Raw genomic sequence first — 19,006 nt, 5'->3', positions numbered from 1 at the left:
CTACATTTTCAGCTCAGGATGCACCATCGGCCGCTCACCTGGTGTTCGCCATTGGTGATGGTCGGCCTATCTTCAGGTGCTTTCAGCGCTAAGCTTCGCGTTGCTGCTCAGGTGAGTGCGTAGGCAATGTCTGTTGACGAAGCAGGCTGCCAAAGTTTTGCGGGCGGTGGATGCAGTCGGTCAGTTGCAGTGCGTGCCACAGCAATGCCTGGTTGCTGGAAATAACCGGTAAACCTAAACGTCGCTCCAGCTCATCAAGCAGCTCAAGGGTGCGCAGGTTGGTGCATGACAAGAACAATGCATCTGCTTTGCTGCCTAGCAACAGCTGCTCGGCGGCGTGGGCAATGGCATCTGCTGGAATCCGTGGGATCAAGGCGTCATCGAGCACGGCAAAGGTGCCGAATGCGCTGATCTCCAACCCCGCTTGTTGCAAACCGAGGTATATCGGGTAATTGACCTCGCCAATGTAGGGCGTGAGTACCGCCACTTTCTTTGCGTTCAGTTCACGCAGTGCGGCTTTAACCGCGCTCCACGGATTGGTCACCGGTATGCCCGGGTGAGCCTCATTAATCAGCCGACTGACCTCCTGCTCGCCAATCAGTATGCTGCCCGAGGTGCAACCGAACGCGATTACATCGAGTGGCATTCCCGGTACCAGCAAGGTGCTGGACTGCGTCAAACTCTGCGCCATTTTACGCAAGCCTTCTGGGGTAACCGTCGGGCTGCAGGGGGTGCGCGTGCTGTACAGCTCAACACGTTCGCCGAGCAACTGGCGCCATTCATTCTCCAGAGTGAAATCGCTGGCCAGTTGCACCAGGCCAATGCATACGCAGCCATTATCACTCGAACTCTGATGCTCGAAGCGTTGTTGCAGCGCTTGAAACTCGGCGAAGGTTTCGATCATTTCAAGCACCTTCGAGCAGGCGTGCTGCATAGTTGGCGATGGCCGTATCTTGCACGCCGGTGCCGGTCAGGTCGCACACTGTGATTTGTTGGTCACTGCTGCGTGCTTTTTGCTGCTGGCTGATCAAACTGCCGAGTTCGAATACTTCGCGTTGCAATGCAGGCGCGTGATGCAGTTCGCCGAGCGCGCGAGACTGGCTGAGACGGTCAACCACCAACACATCGGCGCTGGCCAGAATGGTCGGGTGCAATTCATTTTTATGCGGATTGTCCGAGCCCATGGCTGTGACGTGAACACCTTTGGGCAGATCAGCCCAGTTCAAAACTGGCTCCCGCGCTGGCGTGGTTGTTACCACGATGTCAGCCTGTGCGCAGGCACTGGCAGCGCTGTCATGGATGCTCACACTGAGAGCGTATTGCTCCTGCATATGCGCCGCATACGCTTGCGCCTTGCTGCGGTCACGGGTGTAGACATGGACCTCGCGGATATCACGCACCAGTTGCAGAGCCGCGACTTGCAGTTCGGCCTGTAGGCCCGCGCCGATTACCGCAACCCGTTGTGAATTGCTGCGTGACAAATGCTTAGCGGCAATCGCGCCGGCCAGAGCGGTGCGAATATCGGTCAGGTAGCCTTCGTCAAACAGTACCGCATCGACCAGCCCGGTCTTGGCTGAGAACAGCAGCATCAAGCCGTTGAGGCTGGGCAGGCCGAGGGCCGGGTTGTCGAAAAAGCCGGGGCTGATCTTGATCGCGAAGCGTGGCCAACCGCGAATATGCGCGGTTTTGACGTCTACCTCGCCGTTGCTTTCGGCAATATTCATGCTGAGTATCGGTGGCATTTCAACTTCGCCACGGCCAAGCGCAGCAAAGCCTGCTTCCACGACCTCCAGTGCGGCTGGGTCGAGCTTGACCACCGCGCTAATCTGCTCACGGTTATAGATGTGCATAGTTGGCCTCTCCAGCCAGTTGGCAGGCTTGGGCAAAGGTGTTGTTGGATAGATTCTGGCCGCTGATCACCAGCGCCACCTGCCGACCGCGCAGGTTTATTTGGTGCTGTTCAACTGCCGCGATGCCAACCGCCGCTGCACCTTCAACCACCAAGCGTTGATGGTTGAACAGATGCAACATGGCGCGAGCAATTTGCTCTTCGTCGACCCGAAAACCACGGTCCATATAGCGCTGGGTCATGGCGAAGGTCCACGCATTTTCAAGACCGATGCCGCCGCCCAGACTGTCTGCCAGCGAGGCGACTTCCTGAACTTGCACCGGCTTGCCAGCGGCCAGGCTCTCAAGCATTGCTGCGCCTTGATTCATGCTCACGCCAATCACCTCGGCGTTGGGATTGATGGACTTGACCGCCAAGCCAATTCCGGCGATCAAGCCGCCGCCCGAAAGCCCAGCAAAGACCGTATCAATCTGCGGTTGTTGTTCCATGATCTCTAGCCCGCAAGTACCTTGGCCGGCGATCACTAATGGGTCATCAAACGGGGAAATGTAGGCCAGGCCTTGTTCTTGTTGCAGGCGCCGCGCTTCGATGTCTGCATCATCTTGGGTGTCACCGACAATCACCACCTGTGCGCCACTTTCGCGTAAGGCGGCAACCTTGTTGTCCGGCACCAGCTTGGAGATGCATACCGTTACGGCAATCGCCAGATGCTTCCCGGCGTAAGCTAAGGCGCGACCAAAGTTGCCGGTCGACATGGTCACCACACCGCGCTCACGTTGGGCGTCATCCAGGCCGAGCAGTGCGTTGACTGCACCGCGCAGCTTGAACGCGCCGGTGGGTTGTAGGTTGTCGAGTTTGAGCCAGACATCGCAGTCCCAGCGCCGAGAAAGCGATTCGCTGCGCAGCAAAGGTGTGCGTTCAGCCAGCCCGGCAATTCGTTGCTGCGCGAGATAAATGTCTTTCAGGGTTAGTTCGGTGTGCATGTTATTTCCCGTCCCAACAATTAAAAGGCCGGAGGCTGAAGGCGTCCGGCCGGGTTAGCTGGCGGGTGTTACTTGGCTTGCCAGGCACCGCTGCTGATCAACTTGTCGGTGACTTTGTTCACTGCGCGTTCTGCGCGAGCGACGATGTCATCCACTTCGTCACGGCTGACAATCAGGGGTGGCGCAAAACCTAGAATGTCACCGTGCGGCATGGCGCGGGCGATCAAGCCTTCTTCCAGACAGGCTGCAGAAATCTGCGCACCGACTTTCAGGTTCGGGTCGAAATGCTGACGCTTGCTGCGGTCGCTGGAGAACTCCAGCGCAGCCAGCAGGCCAATGCCCCGCGTCTCACCGACCAACGGATGATCGCCGAAGGTTTGCTGCATCCGTTGTTGCAAATAAGCACCGGTATCGCGGGCATTACCGGTGAGGTTTTCACGGTCGATAATGTTCAGGTTGGCGATTGCCGAGGCGATCCCCATTGGGTGACCGGAGTAGGTGTAACCATGGCCGATTGCGCCGTAGGTGTCGGTGCCTTGTTCAAGCACTTGCCAGACGCGCTCACCAACGATTACGCCGGAAAGTGGCTGGTAGGCCGAGGTCAAGCCTTTGGCTACGGTGATCAGATCTGGTTTCATTTCGTAGTACTGCGAGCCGAAATCCACACCCAAACGGCCAAAGCCACAGACCACTTCGTCGGCGATCAGCAGGATGTCGTACTTATCCAGCACCTTGCGGATTTCAGTCCAGTAGCCTTTTGGCGGTGGCACGATACCGCCGGTGCCAAGCACCGGTTCACCGATCATTGCGGCGACTGTATCGGGGCCTTCAGCGAGGATCATTTCTTCAAGTTTTTGCGCGCAGTAAACCGAGAATTCCTGCTCGCTCATTGCGTCATCTTCGCGGCGATAGTAAACCGGCGCGACTGTGTGCTTGATCCGCTCAAGTGGCAGGTCGAAGTGTGCGTGGAATACCGGCAGGCCGGTCATCGAACCGGAGGCGATGCTTGAGCCGTGATAGCCACGATCACGCGAGATAACTTTCTTTTTGTCCTTACGGCCGAGGATATTGTTGTAGTACCAAACCAGTTTGAGCTGGGTTTCGTTGGCATCCGAGCCGGACATGCCGTAATAGACTTTGCTCATGCCTTGACCGGCGAGTTTGACGATGCGTTCTGACAGTTGCGCCATGCCTTCGGTCGTGTGGCCAACGTAGGTGTGGTAATACGCCAATTGCTTGGCCTGCTCATAAATGGCTTCGGCCATTTCAGTGCGGCCGTAGCCAATGTTGACGCAATACAGACCGGCAAAACCGTCGATAAATTCGTTGCCAAGCGAGTCCTGAATACGAATGCCTTGGGCGCCGGTGATGATGCGCGCCGGGCTTTCGCCATGGGCATGTTGCTTGAGGTGAGTCGAGGCGTGGAAGACGTTCTGGCGATCAATCTCGATGATTTTCTGGGTGTCGAGGGTCATGATTATGTCCTTGGTTGATAGGTTGGCGTTCAAGTGACTCAACGCAATTAACAGCCGCTGACACTGGGCAAATTACCCAGGCAGTAGTATTTGATTTGGGTGTACTCATCGAGGCCATGGCTTGAGCCTTCACGGCCTAGACCTGACTGTTTAACGCCGCCGAATGGCACCGGTGGTCCGGTCATCTTCACCGAATTGACGCTGACCATGCCGAATTCCAAACCGCGCAGCAGTTGCCAGATCTGGCGGATGTCATAGCCGTACACATAGGCCGCGAGGCCGTATTCGGTGTCGTTGGCCTGGCTAATCACTTGCTCCAGGTCGTCCCACGGCAGCACGCCTGCAATCGGCGCAAAATTCTCTTCGCGGTACACACGCATTTCAGCGGTTACGTCAGCCAGCAGGGTGGGTACAAAGAAGTTGCGGCCCGGTGCCTGGTCTTGCTCGCCCATCAGCAGGCGTGCGCCTTTGGCCACGGCATCGTCGACCAGCTCTTGAGCTTTGCTGACGGCTTTTTGGTTGATCAGCGGACCTTGATTGACGCCCCGAACCAGGCCGTTACCCAGCGTCAGTTCGCCCATGCGCCGGGCGAAGCTTTCAAGGAATGGCTGGTACAGTGAGCGGTGAACGAAAATCCGGTTAGCGGCGAGACAATCCTGGCCAGTGGTCTGGAACTTTGCATCGATAGCCGCCTGCGCAGCCTGCTCCACATCCATGTCGGGCAAGACGATAAAGGGTGCGTTACCACCTAGCTCCATTGAGCACTTTTTCACCGTCGCCGCTGATTGTTCGAGCAGTAAGCGGCCAACGCGGGTCGAGCCGGTGAATGACAAGGCCTTAACCTTGTCGCTGGCACAGAGCACCCGCGAAATCATCTCAGGCTCACCGACGATGACGTTGAATACACCCGCCGGGAAACCCGCACGCTCAGCCAGTTCGGCCAAGGCCAGTGCCGAAAAGGGTGTTTCCCCTGCGGGCTTAATCACTACGGTGCAGCCAGCGGCCAATGCCGCTGCAGCTTTGCGAGTGATCATCGCGCAGGGGAAGTTCCACGGCGTAATCAGTGCCGCAACGCCAATAGGTTCGCGGACGCTGCCGAGTTGCGCATTGCTGATATGGCTCGGAATTGTTTCGCCATAACTGCGGCGTGCCTCTTCTGCGAACCAGGTGATAAACGAGGCTGCATAGTCAATCTCGCCCAACGCTTCAAACAGTGGCTTACCTTGCTCCAGGGTCATGAGTCGGGCCAGGTCTTGTTTGTGCGCGAGCAACAGGTCGTGCCATTTCTTGAGGATTTCACCACGAGCTTCAAGTGACAATGCACGCCAAGCAGGAAACGCTGATGAGGCTGCCTCAATGGCTTGTACCACTTGCGGTTCATCGAGCTGAGTGCAACGGCCAATGATTTCTTCGGTCGCGGGGTTGATCACCGCTTCATCGCGACCGGAGCTGCCTGCGGTCCATTTGCCATTGATATAAGCCAGCTGGCGTATCAAGCGTGGATCTTCGAAATTGTGCATGCAGTGCATCCTCTCTACTGGCTCGCATTGCAGCGAGCATGGTGCTAATCATGGCTTCCACTTTAAGAGGGATTGGCTGTCGTTTTTTTCTCTTCGTGCGGGTTCTATCCGAGGTTTTTTTGTTTTGCAGGCACTTAAGGTGGTGTTTTTTTGGGCTGGCTCAGCGCGACGATTGTGGCCAGCGTTTCAGGCAAGGTCGTCGTTGATTTCCAGTGGTGTTTCGCAGTGTTTGATGGTTTTGGTCACTATGTAGGTGAAGTAGCGTTCAATACCGAGGTCGGCCATTAACCAGCGGTCGATCAGGCGCTGGTATTGGTCGATATCGCGGGCCATGACTTTGATGATGTAGTCGATACCGCCGCCGGTGGCGTAGCATTCGGTGACTTCAGCGCATTCGTTGATGGCGCGCTCAAAACGTTGGAAGGCTTCGCGGTTGTGTTGTTTGAGGCTGATTTCAACCATAACCGGAGCTCGCTTGATCAACACTTCGGGGTTTAGTTGGGCGCCATAGCCACGAATAATCCCTGCTTCTTCAAGGCGCTTAACCCGTTCCCAGCAAGGGCTTATCGACAGGTTGATCGCTTCGGCCAAACTGGATTTGGTGATGCGGCCATTGTTCTGCAGGATTTGCAGAATCTTCAGGTCGTAACTGTCCAGACGCATACTTCTGCTCCGGCGCAGAGCACCTGCGCACCTGATGTAACAAAGCTGGCGAGAGGTCTTGCCAGCGAGGGAGCTCCTGATGCTTTTCAGGGGCTCCCTTGAGGGCTTGTGCTTACTGTTTTTCTAAGTCAGCAATTTCTTTTTCCAGCGCTTTAAGCGCTGCACCGGCATCTGGGCCGGCCAGTTCGACCAGTTTTTCACGCAGTGGCAGGCTGGCTTTGCGGAAGACATCTTTCTCGGCTGGAGTCAGGTGTACGATTTTGATATCCGGCTTGGCCTTTTTGATTTTTTCCAAGCGGGTTTTGCTGTATTCCTCTTGCTTATCGAAGATGTACGGGCCGAGCTCGGTTATGGTTTCATCGATAATCTTCTGCTCGTCAGCAGGCAGGCCCTGATACCACGATTCACCCGATAATACGGCGACCGTGAATTGCTGTTGGCCGGACCAGGTCAGTACGTCGTTGACCTCGTAGAATTTCATCTCTTCGATGGCAAAGATCGGGTTTTCCTGACCGTCGACCATCTTCAGTTGCAGTGCACCATAGACTTCGGAGTAAGGCAGTGGTGTAGGCACTGCGCCGAAGGCTTTGTAGGCTTCAACCAGCATAGGTGAGGCCATGACGCGCATTTTTACGTTTTCGAAATCCGCAGGCTTGTGGATTTCCTTGTTGGTCGTCCAGACCATTTCACCTTCCGGGTACATGCTCAGAAGACGTAGGTTGCGAGTCTTCAGCTTGTCAGCCATTGGCCCGTAGATGGTTGGGCTTTCGGTGAGTACCTTGAGATTTACCTTGTTGTCTTGTGACAACAGGTAAGGCACAGAGAACACCTGCATTGATGGAGCGGTCGAACCTAGAATTCCGGTTGAGCCGTGGGTGAATTGAAGGACGCCGTTGGCAACCAGTTCGGTCAGGTCTTCCGATTCGCCCAGTGAGCCGTAGGGATAAACCGTGACGGTGATTTTGCCGTCGCTTTTTTCTTCAACCAGTTGTTTGAATTTTTGCGCATAAGCGTCTTGCACGCTGCCACTGATTTCTTCGAGTGCGAATTTCCATTCTTCTGCCGCTGCCTGACCCGCTAAAACTAAGCCCATTGCAGTAGCTAAGGCTACTTTCTTCAGTGTGCTGAAATTTCTCATGGTTAGTTCTCCATTTATTTTTTTGTGTGCAGGGTTGTGTCAGTTATCCACTATGTCGGCTATTACTGCGAGGGTATCGCCTATGTCGACCAACGCTGGAAAGCGTCTTGCAACGAGCAAGCCATCACGCTCGGCGCGGTATTCAACTGCTGGAGTACCGGTGCGTTCAAAACTGTGTACGCGAGCGATCAAATCACCGTTTTTAACCCGATCGCCAATGCTTAAATTAAGTTCGAGAATGCCGCGATGCAGACTCTGTACGTAGCAGCTTGCATCGGGCATATCCAATAACATCAGCGGTTCGTCCGCAGGCTCGAACTGGCCTTCGGTGATGCCTGCGAATTTGAGGAAATTACGTACGCCACGGTCCGCCAGTGCCATGGTTTTTGGCGTGCTGGTGCCGCCGCCACCCAATTCCGTGGTGACGAATACCTTGCCCTGCGACTCGACCGCGGTGTCGTACAACGAGGCGGCATCAAGCTCAAACAAGATCATGCTGGCCGCTGTACCGAAGACTTTAGCCCCTTCAATACATTTGGCCTCTTGCTGCGGATCTTGCAGGCGATGGGCTGCCGAGAACGGCAGAATATCGAGCGTCTTGCCGCCGGAGTGGATATCCAGCGCGTAGTCGCAGAGCGGTATTAGCGTGCGTTGAAAATAGTCAGCAATCCGCTCCGTCATGCTGCCGTGGGGATTACCGGGAAACGCACGATTCATATTGCCTTTGTCGATCGGCGAGGTACGACTAGCGCTTTGTACGGCTGGGTAGTTCATCGCCGGAACGATGATCACCCGACCTTTAACCTCATCAGCACGCAACTCGCTGGCCAGCTTGAGTAAGGCGGTGATGCCCTCATATTCATCACCGTGGTTACCACCGGTCATCAGCGCGGTCGGACCGTCACCATTTTTCACCACGGTGATTGGGATCATGATGCAGCCCCACGCCGACAAATCATGGGAGTAGGGCAGCTTGAGATAGCCGTGCTGTACGCCGTCACGATCAAAATCTACGGTCGCGCTGATGGTGCTTGCCGCGACCTGTCCTGCACCGCTGACAGACCGCTGCTCGGCATCAGCTGAAATGTTCATTGCTGCAATACTCATGTTAGGGCTTCACAAACAGTTGGCGCGAATAATCGCAAAAGGTGTCAGCACCTGTTTCGCTAATCAGAATGCTTTCGGTGGTTTCCAGGCCCCAGTCGTCCAGCCACAGGCCGGGCATAAAGTGAAAGGTCATGCCTGGTTGCAACACTGTGGTGTCACTTTCACGCAAGCTCATGGTTCGCTCGCCCCAGTCTGGCGGGTAGCTCAGACCGATTGGGTAGCCACAGCGATTGTCACCACGGTCATAACCGTAGCGGCGCAGCGTGCTATTTAATTCGCGGGCTATATCACCGCAGGTATTGCCGGGTTTAGCCATCGCCAGGCCCGCTTCCAGCCCGGCGTTAATGGCTTCTTCAGCCTTGCGAAATGCTGCCGATGGCTCGCCCAGATAAACCGTGCGTGACAAGGGGCAGTGGTAGCGCCTGTGGCAACCGGCAATCTCAAAGAATGTGCCTTCGCCTTTTACAAACGGGCGGTCGTCCCACGTCAGATGCGGCGCTGAGGCATCTTTGCCTGATGGCAGCATCGGCACTATTGCTGGATAGTCGCCGAATTTACCGTCGTGGCCGGTGCAGGCAACGCGATAGATTTCAGCCACTAGAATGTTTTTGGGTAAGCCGGGTTCGATCATCTCGAGAATGGCACGGTGCATGTTTTCAACAATCCGTGCGGCCACGCTCATGTATTCGATTTCTTGATCGGACTTGATCGCCCGGCACCAGTTGACCAGGCCTGTGCTGTCGACCAACTGCGCCTTTGCCAAACCTCGCTGTAGCGCCTGATGAGAGGTGGCGCTGTAGTAATAGTTGTCCATCTCGACGCCGATTACGCCTGAGGTCCAACCGCGAGCGGGCAGGACTTGCTCGCACAGATAATCGAGGGCGTGATGCGGCGGATTCATCACATAGTTGTCGCTGTATGACGTGATGTTCTCTTCAGCCAGATAAACTGTGCGTCGAGCGCCGTTGGCGTCAATGCCGCGGCCGAACCACAACGGCTCGCCGTGCTCGCCAACCACCACACACTGCGGGGTGTAAAACGACCAGCCGTCATAGCCTGTCAGCCAAGACATGTTTGATGGATCGTGAACAATTAGAGTATTGATCCCTTTTGCGACCATGGCGGCGCGCACCTTGGCCAGACGCTGGGCGTACTCTGCACGGCTGAAACTCAACGCAATTTCACTCATGACAGCATCTCGATAACGAACGTATAAAACGTTCAGAATTCAATCAGTTCGTTGGCAGTGCCTGACGAACACCTGTGCTGCGCGCCATCGATAAACCGCTGAGAATCATTCGATGGAGCCCCCCGCGGCGTGCTCAATTGTTTTTATACGGATGAGCACTCAGTGGAGAAATTGTACTGAAGCCTGCTAAAGTGATCGTGAAGAATGCAGGTCAATACCTTTAAAGACTCAATATCATGACCATTACAATTATCGTCAAGGAATTTATTGACCTATGACAATTGACCTAAAGCCGTTTATTCGCACAGGTCTGCCGAAATACTTAGCTATTGGTAATGCGCTGACAGAGGCAATCAATACCGGTGCGCTGGTGCCTGGCAGTAAACTGCCAACTCATCGCGAGTTGGCGGAGACACTCGGTGTAAGCGTGCAGACGGTAAGCAATGCGTATGCCCATGCCGAAAAACAGGGCGCAATTTATGCCCAGGTAGGCAGCGGCACCTTTGTCCGTAGCCGGCATGTCAGCCATGAGTCCGATTACCTGTCGATTGACGAGCACGAAGACCCTAGCCGCGGTATTGATCTGTCCACTGCGCATCCGGTGTGCACCCCGCGTCACGTCAAGCTCTATCGCGAAAGCCTTGAGCGACTGGCGCGTGAGGGGCGGGACGACTTCATTACCTCATTCCATCCCACCCAGGGTTTGACCCTGCACCGCGAGGTGGTCTGCACCTGGCTGGCGCAGCAGAAGCTACCGGCTAATCCCGACAATCTATTGTTTTGCAATGGTGCCGCCCATGCCCTGACGATTGCCATGGCAACGGTGCTCAAGCCCGGTGATACCGTGCTGTGTGAGCAGGAAACCGGCATGTTGTTAATGGCTTTGGCGCAGACCCTGCACTTTAAACTCAAGGGGCTGGCCATCGACGATCAGGGCTTATTGCCAGAAGCGCTGGAGGCCGCATGCAAGCAGGGCGGGGCTCGCGTGCTGTTCTGTACGCCAACGATGAACAATCCGACTACTGACACCATGGGCCTTGAACGGCGTCAGGCGATTGCTGACCTGGCGCGAAAGTACGACCTCACTGTGGTTGAAGATGATGTCTACGGAGCCCTGCAGCCTGATCGCCATCCGCCGTTATCCGCGTTCATTCCTGAGCGCAGTTTTTATGCGACCAGTCTGACCAAGATCACGCTACCGGGCATGCGTGCCGGCTACTTGGTGACTCCACCAAACATGGTGCATCAGGCGATTGGTCGGTTGCGCAGCACCACTTGGATGGCAACCTTGATGCCCTTTGAAATTGCCAGTTGGTGGATGCAGGACGGCACCCTCGACCGTATGGTGAGCTTCCAGCAGCAGGAGTTGGCCGCGCGCCAGGCGCTGGCACGTGAGCACTTGACGGCGTGTCAGTTCAAGGCCGATCCCAACGGCATGCATATCTGGGCTGAACTGCCTGGGCATTGGTCGCCAGAAAAGTTCGCCCGTCGTGCGCGCCAGGAAGGGGTGATGATCTTTCCGGCAGAACCCTTCCTAGCGACTCCTGATCGAACCAACCAACACGTGCGCTTCAGTTTGGGCGCCGAACAGAGCCGCTCGCGGGTTGAGGCGGGGCTGAGCATCTTAAATGGGCTGATGCTTGAGGCTCCGGTGCCAATGCATTTTGTGTTCTAAAACAGAGCATAATCATTACAAGCGCCCAACTTGTGGGCATTTGTAATGATTCAAATAATCAATTGACATGGTTTTTTGTCGGCGATAAGGTTTGGCCTCCACAACAAGAAAGCGTCCGCTCACAAGAGCCGGATTGGAGGTAGCTATGACTTGGCTGCGCAAGTTGGACTGGATGCTGGAGAAGCTTGAAGCCTTCATCCTCGCGAGCGGCATTTTGCTCATGGCGCTGAATTCGGTCGGTAACGTGATTGGACGTTATGTGTTCAACCAGAGCATCTACTTTTCCGAAGAGCTCAATCAGTTTCTGCTCATCTTCGTCACATTCGTTGGTTGTAGTTATGCCGCGCGTCACAGTCGGCACATCAGCATGAGCGCATTGGTTGAGCAACTCACCGGCAAACCTGCCGCAGCAGCCCTGTTAATCATCAATACATGCACCGCTGGCTTAATGCTGTGGTTGACCTGGGCCTCGGTGGGCTATGTCGAATCCGCTGCGCGAGTGGGGCGCTCATCATCGGCGCTACAGGTGCCACTGCATTACATTTATCTGGTGATTCCTTTGGGGTTGGGCATGACTGGGCTGCAGTTTGCACGCCACGCTTATGTCCAGCTGCAGGTTCTGCTTGGGCGCCGTGAGGCTCCAGAGCGGCACGTCGACGCCACCGTCCCTTCGCAACACTGAGCCCGCACCCATGGATATGACGACCACGCTGTTAATTATCATGCTGGTGTTGCTGCTTTGCGGTTTCCCGATGATGACTACTTTGCTGGCTGCTTCGGCGGCAGGCTTTACCTTGTTTTTCACCATGGGCCCAGAGTTTATCGTGCAGCAGATGATTGCCGGTATACGTCCAGCCGCATTGGTGGCAGTGCCGATGTTTATCCTGGCGGCAGACATCATTACGCGCGGCGCAACGGCGAACCGTCTGCTCGATGTGGCAATGGCATTTGTTGGGCATGTGCGCGGCGGCATGGCGGTCACCACTGCTTTGAGTTGTGCTCTGTTTGGCGCGTTGTCTGGTTCAACTCAGGCGACAGTGGTTGGGGTTGGCAGCATCATGCGCCCCAAGATGTTGCAGCAAGGCTACAAAGATAGCTTTGCGATGGCCTTGATCATCAATGCCTCAGACATCGCTCTGCTGATTCCGCCTAGCATCGGCATGATCATCTATGGTGTGGTTTCAGGCACTTCTGTCGCCGAGTTGTTCATCGCAGGTATCGGCCCCGGCTTGCTGCTGATGTTGTTGTTGTGTGGCTATTGCTACATCTATGCACGGATTACCGGTATTCCATCTGGCGAGAAGTTCAGCTGGATCCAGCGTTTGGTAACTTGTCGCCGAGCAATACTGCCTTTGCTGCTGCCGGTGCTGACCATCGGCGGTATTTATACTGGCGTGTTCAGCCCGACTGAAGCGGCCGCCGTTTCAGTGTTGTATGCACTGATTCTTGAGGTGCTGATTTTCCGCCGGGTGAAGCTCAGTGAGCTATCGTCGATCGCCTTGTCTACCGGCTTGATCACGGCGGTTGTATTTATTCTGGTGGCGGCTGGCTCGGCGTTTTCTTGGGTGATCTCGTTTGCCCAGATCCCTCAGCAGATCCTCAGCGGCATCGGCATCATGAGTGCGTCACCGACAGAGTTGCTGGTGATTATCTCGGTCGCCTTCTTCATCGGCTGCATGTTTGTTGACCCGATTGTGGTCATGCTGATCCTGGTACCAATCTTTGCCCCGGCGGTGCGCATCTCGGGTCTCGACCCGGTGCTGGTAGGGACTATCGTCACCTTGCAAGCCGCTATTGGTTCGGCAACACCACCGTTTGGCTGCGATATTTTCACTGCCATCGCCGTGTTCAGGCGACCTTACCTAGAGGTAATTCGGGGCAGCCTGCCGTTCTTCGCCATTCTTATGTTGATGTCGGTATTGCTGATCATGTTCCCGCCGATCACCTTGTTCTTGCGTGACTTGGCATTCCGCTAAGCAGCTCCTGCCGCGCTTGAAACTGGGCTACCGTAGGTGGAAACACTCCCGTAGGTTGCGACAACGCGAAGCTTGTCCACCAAGTTTCAGCAGGCAGTCAGCTCAGCTGTTTGCAGCCGCAAATGGTGGGTGAAAAAAGCGTCATCCACCCTACTGGTCGCTCAGAGCGGGGGCTATATGTGGAGTGGAGGCGCGACTCGTAGGGTGCGACAACGCGAAGCTTGTCCATCTAGGTTCAGCAGGCAGTCAGCTCAGCTGTTTGCAGCCGCAAATGGTGGGTGAAAAAAGTGTCACCCACCCCTACAAACCCGGTCGTATACCGTTTGGACGCCGGGGTTATTCGGGCTTAGCGTCTTCCACCTTTTTGGTCACTTGCGCGGTGCCAATGCCGCGGGGGTCGCTGGCCGCTTCAACCAGGTTACTTTGCTTGTGCCAAAACAATACCTGTTGATTGCCATACTGGCGGTCTAGCGCTTTCAGTTGATAGCCACGGCCCTGTAGTTCAGCGATTTGCTTGGCGCTAAACGTATTTGGTTCGTGCTCGATTACGTCAGGCAAATACTGGTGGTGGTAGCGTGCCACGCTCGGCCAGGTCGCGATCGGTTGGCCATCGAGGTACTGCAAGATAGATAACAACACCATGCTCGGGATCCGGCTGCCGCCCGGAGTGCCGAAACTGGCGAAGTCGTCACGGCTTTCGATAAATGTTGGGCTCATGCTCGACAAAGGGCGCTTGCCTGCATCTACCGCATTGGCGCGGCTGCCGGTTAAGCCGTAGGTGTTTGAGCCGTCAATGTCAGCGGCAAAGTCGTCCATTTCATCGTTGAGCAGCACCCCTGTACCGGGTGCAACGAATGCTGCACCGAAGGGCAGGTTGATCGACAGCGTGGCTGACACAGCATTGCCATCCGCATCGAGCACAGTGAAATGGGTGGTGTGATTGCCCTCATGCAGCTTGCCGGCAGGAGGTAGGCTGGAGCTTGGTGTGGCGCGCTGTGGATCGATACCTTCGGCTAGTTTTTTCAGATAGCTGCGGTCGAGCAATTGTGGGGCCGGGTTTCTGACAAAGTCGGGATCGCCGATCAGGCCGCGGTCACGGTAAGCACGGCGAAGTGCTTCGACTACAAAATGTGCCCGCTGCACCGGCTCGGCTTTTTGCCACGGCAGTTGTTGCAACATCGCCAAGCTTTGCGCGATAGCAATGCCGCCCGCAGACGGTGGTGGCGCAGTGATCAGTTCTTTGCCGTTGGCCAGTTGGAAGCGCAGCGGAGTACGCTCGACCACCTTGTATTCACTGAGGTCACGCAGGGTCCAGATGCCGCCAGCCTTACGCACACCATTGACCAGCTTACTCGCGGTTTCGCCGCCGTAGAAGCCAGCTTTGCCGTCACGGGCAATACGTTCAAGGGTGCGTACCAAATCGGGCTGACGGAGCAAGCCAAACTCGCTTGGAACCTCACCGTTGTGCAGGAAAATTCGCGCTGTTTCTGGGTCGTCACGCATCGCCGCGAGGCGCCAGCGGGCTCGCTCGCGATAAACCCGGTCGTACGAAACGCCGTCGCGCGCCAAGCGAATCGCTGGCAACAGCGAGTCTTTCAGGGGGAGGCGGCCATAGCGTTGAGCAAGCTCGACCAGCGCTGCAGGCAAGCCGGGGATTGCAGCCGCCAGCGGGCCATTGAGGGAAAGCTCAGGCTGGATTTTTCCGTCGCGCCGGTATAGATCCGAATGCGCGGCGAGCGGTGCGCGTTCGCGGGCATCGAGAAAGCGGTAAGTGGGTTGTTCAGCGGCTTGGCGCAACAGAAAGAAACCGCCGCCGCCTAAGCCTGAGCTATAGGGCTCAACCACTGCGAGCGCGGCACTTACCGCGACCGCCGCGTCAAAAGCGTTGCCGCCATGGGCCAGGGTTTCTTCGCCCGCAACAGTCGCAGCAGGGTGCGCGCTAGCGACTGCAGCCTGTCCGGGACGGGAGGCTGCTTGCAGGTTGAAAGTGCTGAGGAGTAGTAGTGCGCAGAGAAAAAGCTGTCGAGTCATGGTAACCGTCGGTTGTTGTCGCAGCGAGGGTCTGACTGGGGTCTCAGGCATCATTGCCTGTGATCAGCCGTTGCGGGGCAGGGCGACAAGATACCGCGATCAATCACGCCTTACCGGTAATGATCATGTATTTCTGCATCAGTTCATCTTTGCTCTCGACGTGGCTTTCGTCCAGAGGAATGCAGTCAACCGGGCATACTTGCTGGCACTGCGGTTCGTCGTAATGGCCGACGCATTCGGTACACAAATTCGGGTCGATAACGTAGATCTCTTCTCCTTGAGAGATCGCTGCGTTCGGGCACTCAGGTTCGCAGACGTCGCAGTTGATGCAGTCGTCGGTGATGATCAGGGACATGCAGTACGGCTCCTGTCGAAGCGCGTGGCTTCGACGATTTCTAACTTCGAGACGCGAATTGTGCCGGATTGTCGCGATATGCGCCATTGTTCACGCCAAGCCAGTGCTGTTCAGAGCTGCTAGCTTAAAATCGCCGTGTCCAGTCAAGTGTAGCTCAGTAGCCGCTTACTTCTTGAAACGCTCGTTTAGTGCTTCGGCCACGGCTGGATGAACAAACTTGCTGATATCACCATCCAAAGCGGCAATCTCGCGAACCAGTGTCGAAGAAATGAACGAGTATTTTTCAGACGGCGTGAGGAACAAGCTTTCGACATCCGGAGCCAGTTGGCGGTTCATATTGGCCAGCTGAAACTCGTACTCAAAATCCGACACCGCGCGCAGGCCACGCAGGAGCACGTTGGCGCCTTGCTCTTTGGCAAAATGTGCAAGCAGGCTGGAAAATCCAACCACTTCGACATTTGGCAGGTGCTTGGTGACTTCCTGAGCGAGGGCTACGCGTTGCTCAAGCGGAAACAGCGGGTTTTTCTTTGGGCTGGCCGCGACGGCAATGATCACGCTGTCGAACAACTTCGAGGCGCGCTCAACCAAATCACCGTGACCTTTGGTGATTGGGTCGAAGGTGCCCGGGTATAACACTCGATTCATCGTGACGTCCTGGCGAGTCCGTTTGGGAGTCGGATGGTAGCGCAGCAGTCCGCAACGGCCAAGTCTGGGTACGCGGTTGTTGTGGCAAAACCTTATCCTAGAGGGCCTGCTGCGCTTAAAAAACTTTGCAGGCAGAGCCCATATAAGGCTTTAGGCCGTTTTTAGACGCTCAGCCAGTAGGCTCGAAAGTTTTGCGGTAAGCCCGTAAACAGACAGCTGTGGATTGGCGCCAATGCTGGTCGGAAACAGTGAGCCGTCATGGATTGAAAGATTGTTAAGTTGATGATGACGGCCGAGGCTATCGGTTACCGCCAGCTTAGGATCTTCGCCCATTGCGCACCCGCCCATGACGTGCGCACTGCCCAAGCGAGTGCGGTACAGCTCCAGGCTCAGGTTGTCGATTTGACTGCGCACTTGTGCCGGCGTCTTTGCGTATTGGGCGTCGGCGTGTAATGGCATTACCGATTTCGCACCCGCAGCAAATTGGATTTCAGCCATGCTATGAAATGCACGGCGAATCCCATCCCAGGTGTAATCGGTCATCTTGTAGTCGAGTACCGGGCTACCGTCATCGCGCAGCTCAACCGTGCCTTCAGCACTTTCGGGGTGGAAGCCGTCACGCATCAGGGCCAGCATCATATTGGTGTGTGGCAGCTGTTCCATACGCAAAGCATTGTCGACGCCAAATTTACCCACCAGCGTCGTGGTAAGGGCTGGCTGTAGTGGCGGTACTTCAAGTTTATAAGAGAGTGGGCCAGTGGTGCCCTGGTCCCATTGGAAGTTGTCGGAATAGATCGATTGCGGAGCGCCGTAGAACGGATTGATGACTTTATCGAATAGCGCAGCCGAGAAGTTGACCGGGTGGATAAAGGTGCGTTTGCCTGCGCGATCATGCGGGTCTGGGGCATCAGATCGCTTAAGAATGGCTGGGGTGTTGATGCCGCCGCCAGCGAGAATGTAGTGACGTGCCTTAACCCTGATCTTGCGTCCAGTCGGTGCTACGCAGCGCTCATCCAGCGCGACACATTCAAGCCCGCTGACACTGTTGCCGTCATGTATCAAGCGTTCGGCGCGTGCCAGGTACAGCAGCTCCCCGCCTTTTTCCAGCGTCGCCGGGATCGTCGTCACTAGCATTGACTGCTTGGCGTTGGTTGGGCAACCCATGCCGCAATAACCCAGGTTCCAGCAGCCGCGGACATTGCGTGGGATAACCTTCCAGCTGTAGCCAAGCTTTTCGCAGCCGCTGCGAATCACATCATTGTTGGCGTTAGGCTCAATAGCCCATGGCGCAATACCTAAGCGCTGTTCCATCTGCTCAAACCAAGGGGCCATTTCGCTCTCGCTGTGGCCTTTGACATTGTGCTCTTTGGCCCAGTGCTCAAGGGTTTGGTGTGGCGTGCGAAAGCTGGATGTCCAGTTGACCAGGGTTGTACCGCCGACTGCGCGGCCCTGAAGAATTATGATGGCGCCGTCCTTGCTCATACGCCCGATGCCTTCTTGGTAGAGCGTTGGGTAGGCTTCGGCTTCCTGCATTTTGAAGTCGCTGCTGGTTTTAAGTGGTCCTTCTTCAATCAGCAGGACCTTATAGCCAGCAGCACTGAGAACTTCAGCGCTGGTGCCGCCGCCTGCGCCAGTACCGACAATCACAATATCGGCTTCTAGCGTTAAGTCTTGCTCAAGGCGTGAACCGTTGTAGGTTTTCCAGCCGCGGGCCAAGCCTTCGGCAAATAGATCAGGTACAGGCATATTAGGCAGTTCTCTGGTTAACTCTTATTAGAAGTGGGCGCTTTGGCCCAACTGAGCAAGACGTTTACTTAAAAGGTAGGCGGTCCTGGGTAGCCGCAGTGAGCCCAGGACTCGGGGCGGCTGTACCAACTCATCAGCACCAGCTTTATTAATGAGTCGTAACCCATTTTCAGCAGGCTAAGCGAGCTGTTCTGCCAACGCTCCAGAAAGTGGCGAATATCTTCTGCACTGGCATTTTCCCAGCTGCCCCAGATGCCCGTTAACGGACCCCGGGTAACCGGTAATGCGAGCACATCGAATAGTTGTACGGTGAGCTTGAGTAATTCTGGTGAAAGGTGGGCGAGACTTTTATCGAGGCTTTGAATCGTGCCTGTCACGGCTTGCTGCATTTGTGCTGGAGGCACCGCGCCTTCGATAATCACTGGAATGATTGCAGAAAGCAGCGCCATATCTGATGCGCGAATCACTCGAAAACCATCAGCTGGCGTGCTGGCCGAGCAGCCACTGAGCGTTGCAGTAAGTCCTGCTGTTGCTAAAAAAGCGGTGCCAATCAGCCCTGTTTTTAAAAAGCCTCGGCGGCTCATTTCAACAGTATTCGGGGGGGCTTTTGTCATTTTTATTGTTACCGTCGTGATTGCATGCGCCGCTGACAGC

At 55.8% G+C, this 19,006-nt stretch carries 17 protein-coding genes; 3 read left to right on the top strand and 14 right to left on the bottom strand.

The features are described 5' to 3' along the window. Positions 1-88 precede the first annotated feature (88 nt). From B9K09_RS20975 to doeA, 9 genes are all read right to left on the bottom strand, one after another. Positions 89-904 carry an aspartate/glutamate racemase family protein gene (locus B9K09_RS20975; protein WP_087518624.1) on the bottom strand — a complete coding sequence of 272 codons (816 nt, stop codon included), beginning with the start codon at positions 902-904 and terminating at the stop codon, positions 89-91. A gap of 1 nt (position 905) precedes the next feature. After that, on the bottom strand, positions 906-1,850 hold the full coding sequence (locus B9K09_RS20970; protein ID WP_087518623.1) for a cyclodeaminase: 945 nt from the start codon (positions 1,848-1,850) through the stop codon (positions 906-908). Then, a complete protein-coding gene (gene eutB / locus B9K09_RS20965; RefSeq protein ID WP_087518622.1) occupies positions 1,837-2,832 on the bottom strand; it encodes a hydroxyectoine utilization dehydratase EutB in 996 nt (331 codons plus the stop codon). Before eutB ends, B9K09_RS20970 begins: the two co-directional genes overlap by 14 nt. Positions 2,833-2,900: 68 nt before the next feature. Beyond that, on the bottom strand, positions 2,901-4,307 hold the full coding sequence (locus B9K09_RS20960) for an aspartate aminotransferase family protein (RefSeq protein WP_087518621.1): 1,407 nt from the start codon (positions 4,305-4,307) through the stop codon (positions 2,901-2,903). Positions 4,308-4,354: 47 nt separating this feature from the next. Next, entirely contained in the window at positions 4,355-5,827 is a 1,473-nt protein-coding gene (locus B9K09_RS20955) for an NAD-dependent succinate-semialdehyde dehydrogenase (protein ID WP_256574134.1), read from the bottom strand. A gap of 186 nt (positions 5,828-6,013) precedes the next feature. Beyond that, positions 6,014-6,490, bottom strand: coding sequence for an Lrp/AsnC family transcriptional regulator (locus B9K09_RS20950; RefSeq protein ID WP_087518619.1), 477 nt, complete (start codon positions 6,488-6,490; stop codon positions 6,014-6,016). A 112-nt stretch (positions 6,491-6,602) separates the two neighbouring features. After that, positions 6,603-7,628: a DctP family TRAP transporter solute-binding subunit gene (locus B9K09_RS20945; RefSeq protein WP_087518618.1), complete on the bottom strand. Its 1,026-nt coding sequence runs from the start codon at positions 7,626-7,628 to the stop codon at positions 6,603-6,605. Positions 7,629-7,667: 39 nt separating this feature from the next. Beyond that, positions 7,668-8,720, bottom strand: a complete 1,053-nt coding sequence (doeB, locus tag B9K09_RS20940; protein ID WP_087518617.1) for a N(2)-acetyl-L-2,4-diaminobutanoate deacetylase DoeB — start codon at positions 8,718-8,720, stop codon at positions 7,668-7,670. A 16-nt stretch (positions 8,721-8,736) separates the two neighbouring features. Further along, positions 8,737-9,924: an ectoine hydrolase DoeA gene (gene doeA, locus B9K09_RS20935; RefSeq protein ID WP_087518616.1), complete on the bottom strand. Its 1,188-nt coding sequence runs from the start codon at positions 9,922-9,924 to the stop codon at positions 8,737-8,739. Positions 9,925-10,198: 274 nt separating this feature from the next. On the opposite strand from doeA, the gene B9K09_RS20930 reads away from it, so the two are divergent. The 3 genes from B9K09_RS20930 (at position 10,199) to B9K09_RS20920 (ending at position 13,575) form a co-directional block, all read left to right on the top strand. After that, positions 10,199-11,599, top strand: a complete 1,401-nt coding sequence (locus tag B9K09_RS20930; RefSeq protein ID WP_087518615.1) for a PLP-dependent aminotransferase family protein — start codon at positions 10,199-10,201, stop codon at positions 11,597-11,599. 145 nt (positions 11,600-11,744) lie between these two features. Then, positions 11,745-12,281: a TRAP transporter small permease gene (locus B9K09_RS20925; protein ID WP_087518614.1), complete on the top strand. Its 537-nt coding sequence runs from the start codon at positions 11,745-11,747 to the stop codon at positions 12,279-12,281. 16 nt (positions 12,282-12,297) lie between these two features. Then, positions 12,298-13,575 carry a TRAP transporter large permease gene (locus B9K09_RS20920; RefSeq protein WP_087519224.1) on the top strand — a complete coding sequence of 426 codons (1,278 nt, stop codon included), beginning with the start codon at positions 12,298-12,300 and terminating at the stop codon, positions 13,573-13,575. Between the two features lie 336 nt (positions 13,576-13,911). On the opposite strand, the gene ggt is transcribed toward B9K09_RS20920, so the two are convergent. The 5 genes from ggt to B9K09_RS20895 form a co-directional block, all read right to left on the bottom strand. After that, positions 13,912-15,606, bottom strand: coding sequence for a gamma-glutamyltransferase (gene ggt, locus B9K09_RS20915; protein ID WP_087518613.1), 1,695 nt, complete (start codon positions 15,604-15,606; stop codon positions 13,912-13,914). A 103-nt stretch (positions 15,607-15,709) separates the two neighbouring features. After that, a complete protein-coding gene (locus tag B9K09_RS20910) occupies positions 15,710-15,961 on the bottom strand; it encodes a YfhL family 4Fe-4S dicluster ferredoxin (RefSeq protein WP_087518612.1) in 252 nt (83 codons plus the stop codon). A 165-nt stretch (positions 15,962-16,126) separates the two neighbouring features. Further along, the gene (gene coaD / locus B9K09_RS20905) at positions 16,127-16,606 is read right to left on the bottom strand and encodes a pantetheine-phosphate adenylyltransferase (protein WP_087518611.1); all 480 of its coding nucleotides are present in this window, start codon (positions 16,604-16,606) and stop codon (positions 16,127-16,129) included. Between the two features lie 150 nt (positions 16,607-16,756). After that, the gene (locus B9K09_RS20900; protein WP_087518610.1) at positions 16,757-18,352 is read right to left on the bottom strand and encodes a GMC family oxidoreductase; all 1,596 of its coding nucleotides are present in this window, start codon (positions 18,350-18,352) and stop codon (positions 16,757-16,759) included. Between the two features lie 68 nt (positions 18,353-18,420). After that, positions 18,421-18,966, bottom strand: coding sequence for a twin-arginine translocation pathway signal protein (locus tag B9K09_RS20895; protein ID WP_087518609.1), 546 nt, complete (start codon positions 18,964-18,966; stop codon positions 18,421-18,423). Between the last annotated feature and the right edge of the window lie 40 nt (positions 18,967-19,006).

Source organism: Pseudomonas sp. M30-35 (genome assembly GCF_002163625.1).
In the GTDB taxonomy this organism is placed as follows: domain Bacteria; phylum Pseudomonadota; class Gammaproteobacteria; order Pseudomonadales; family Pseudomonadaceae; genus Aquipseudomonas.
Note: the sequence above shows the minus strand (reverse complement) of the source record. Positions and strands in the feature narration are given on the sequence as shown.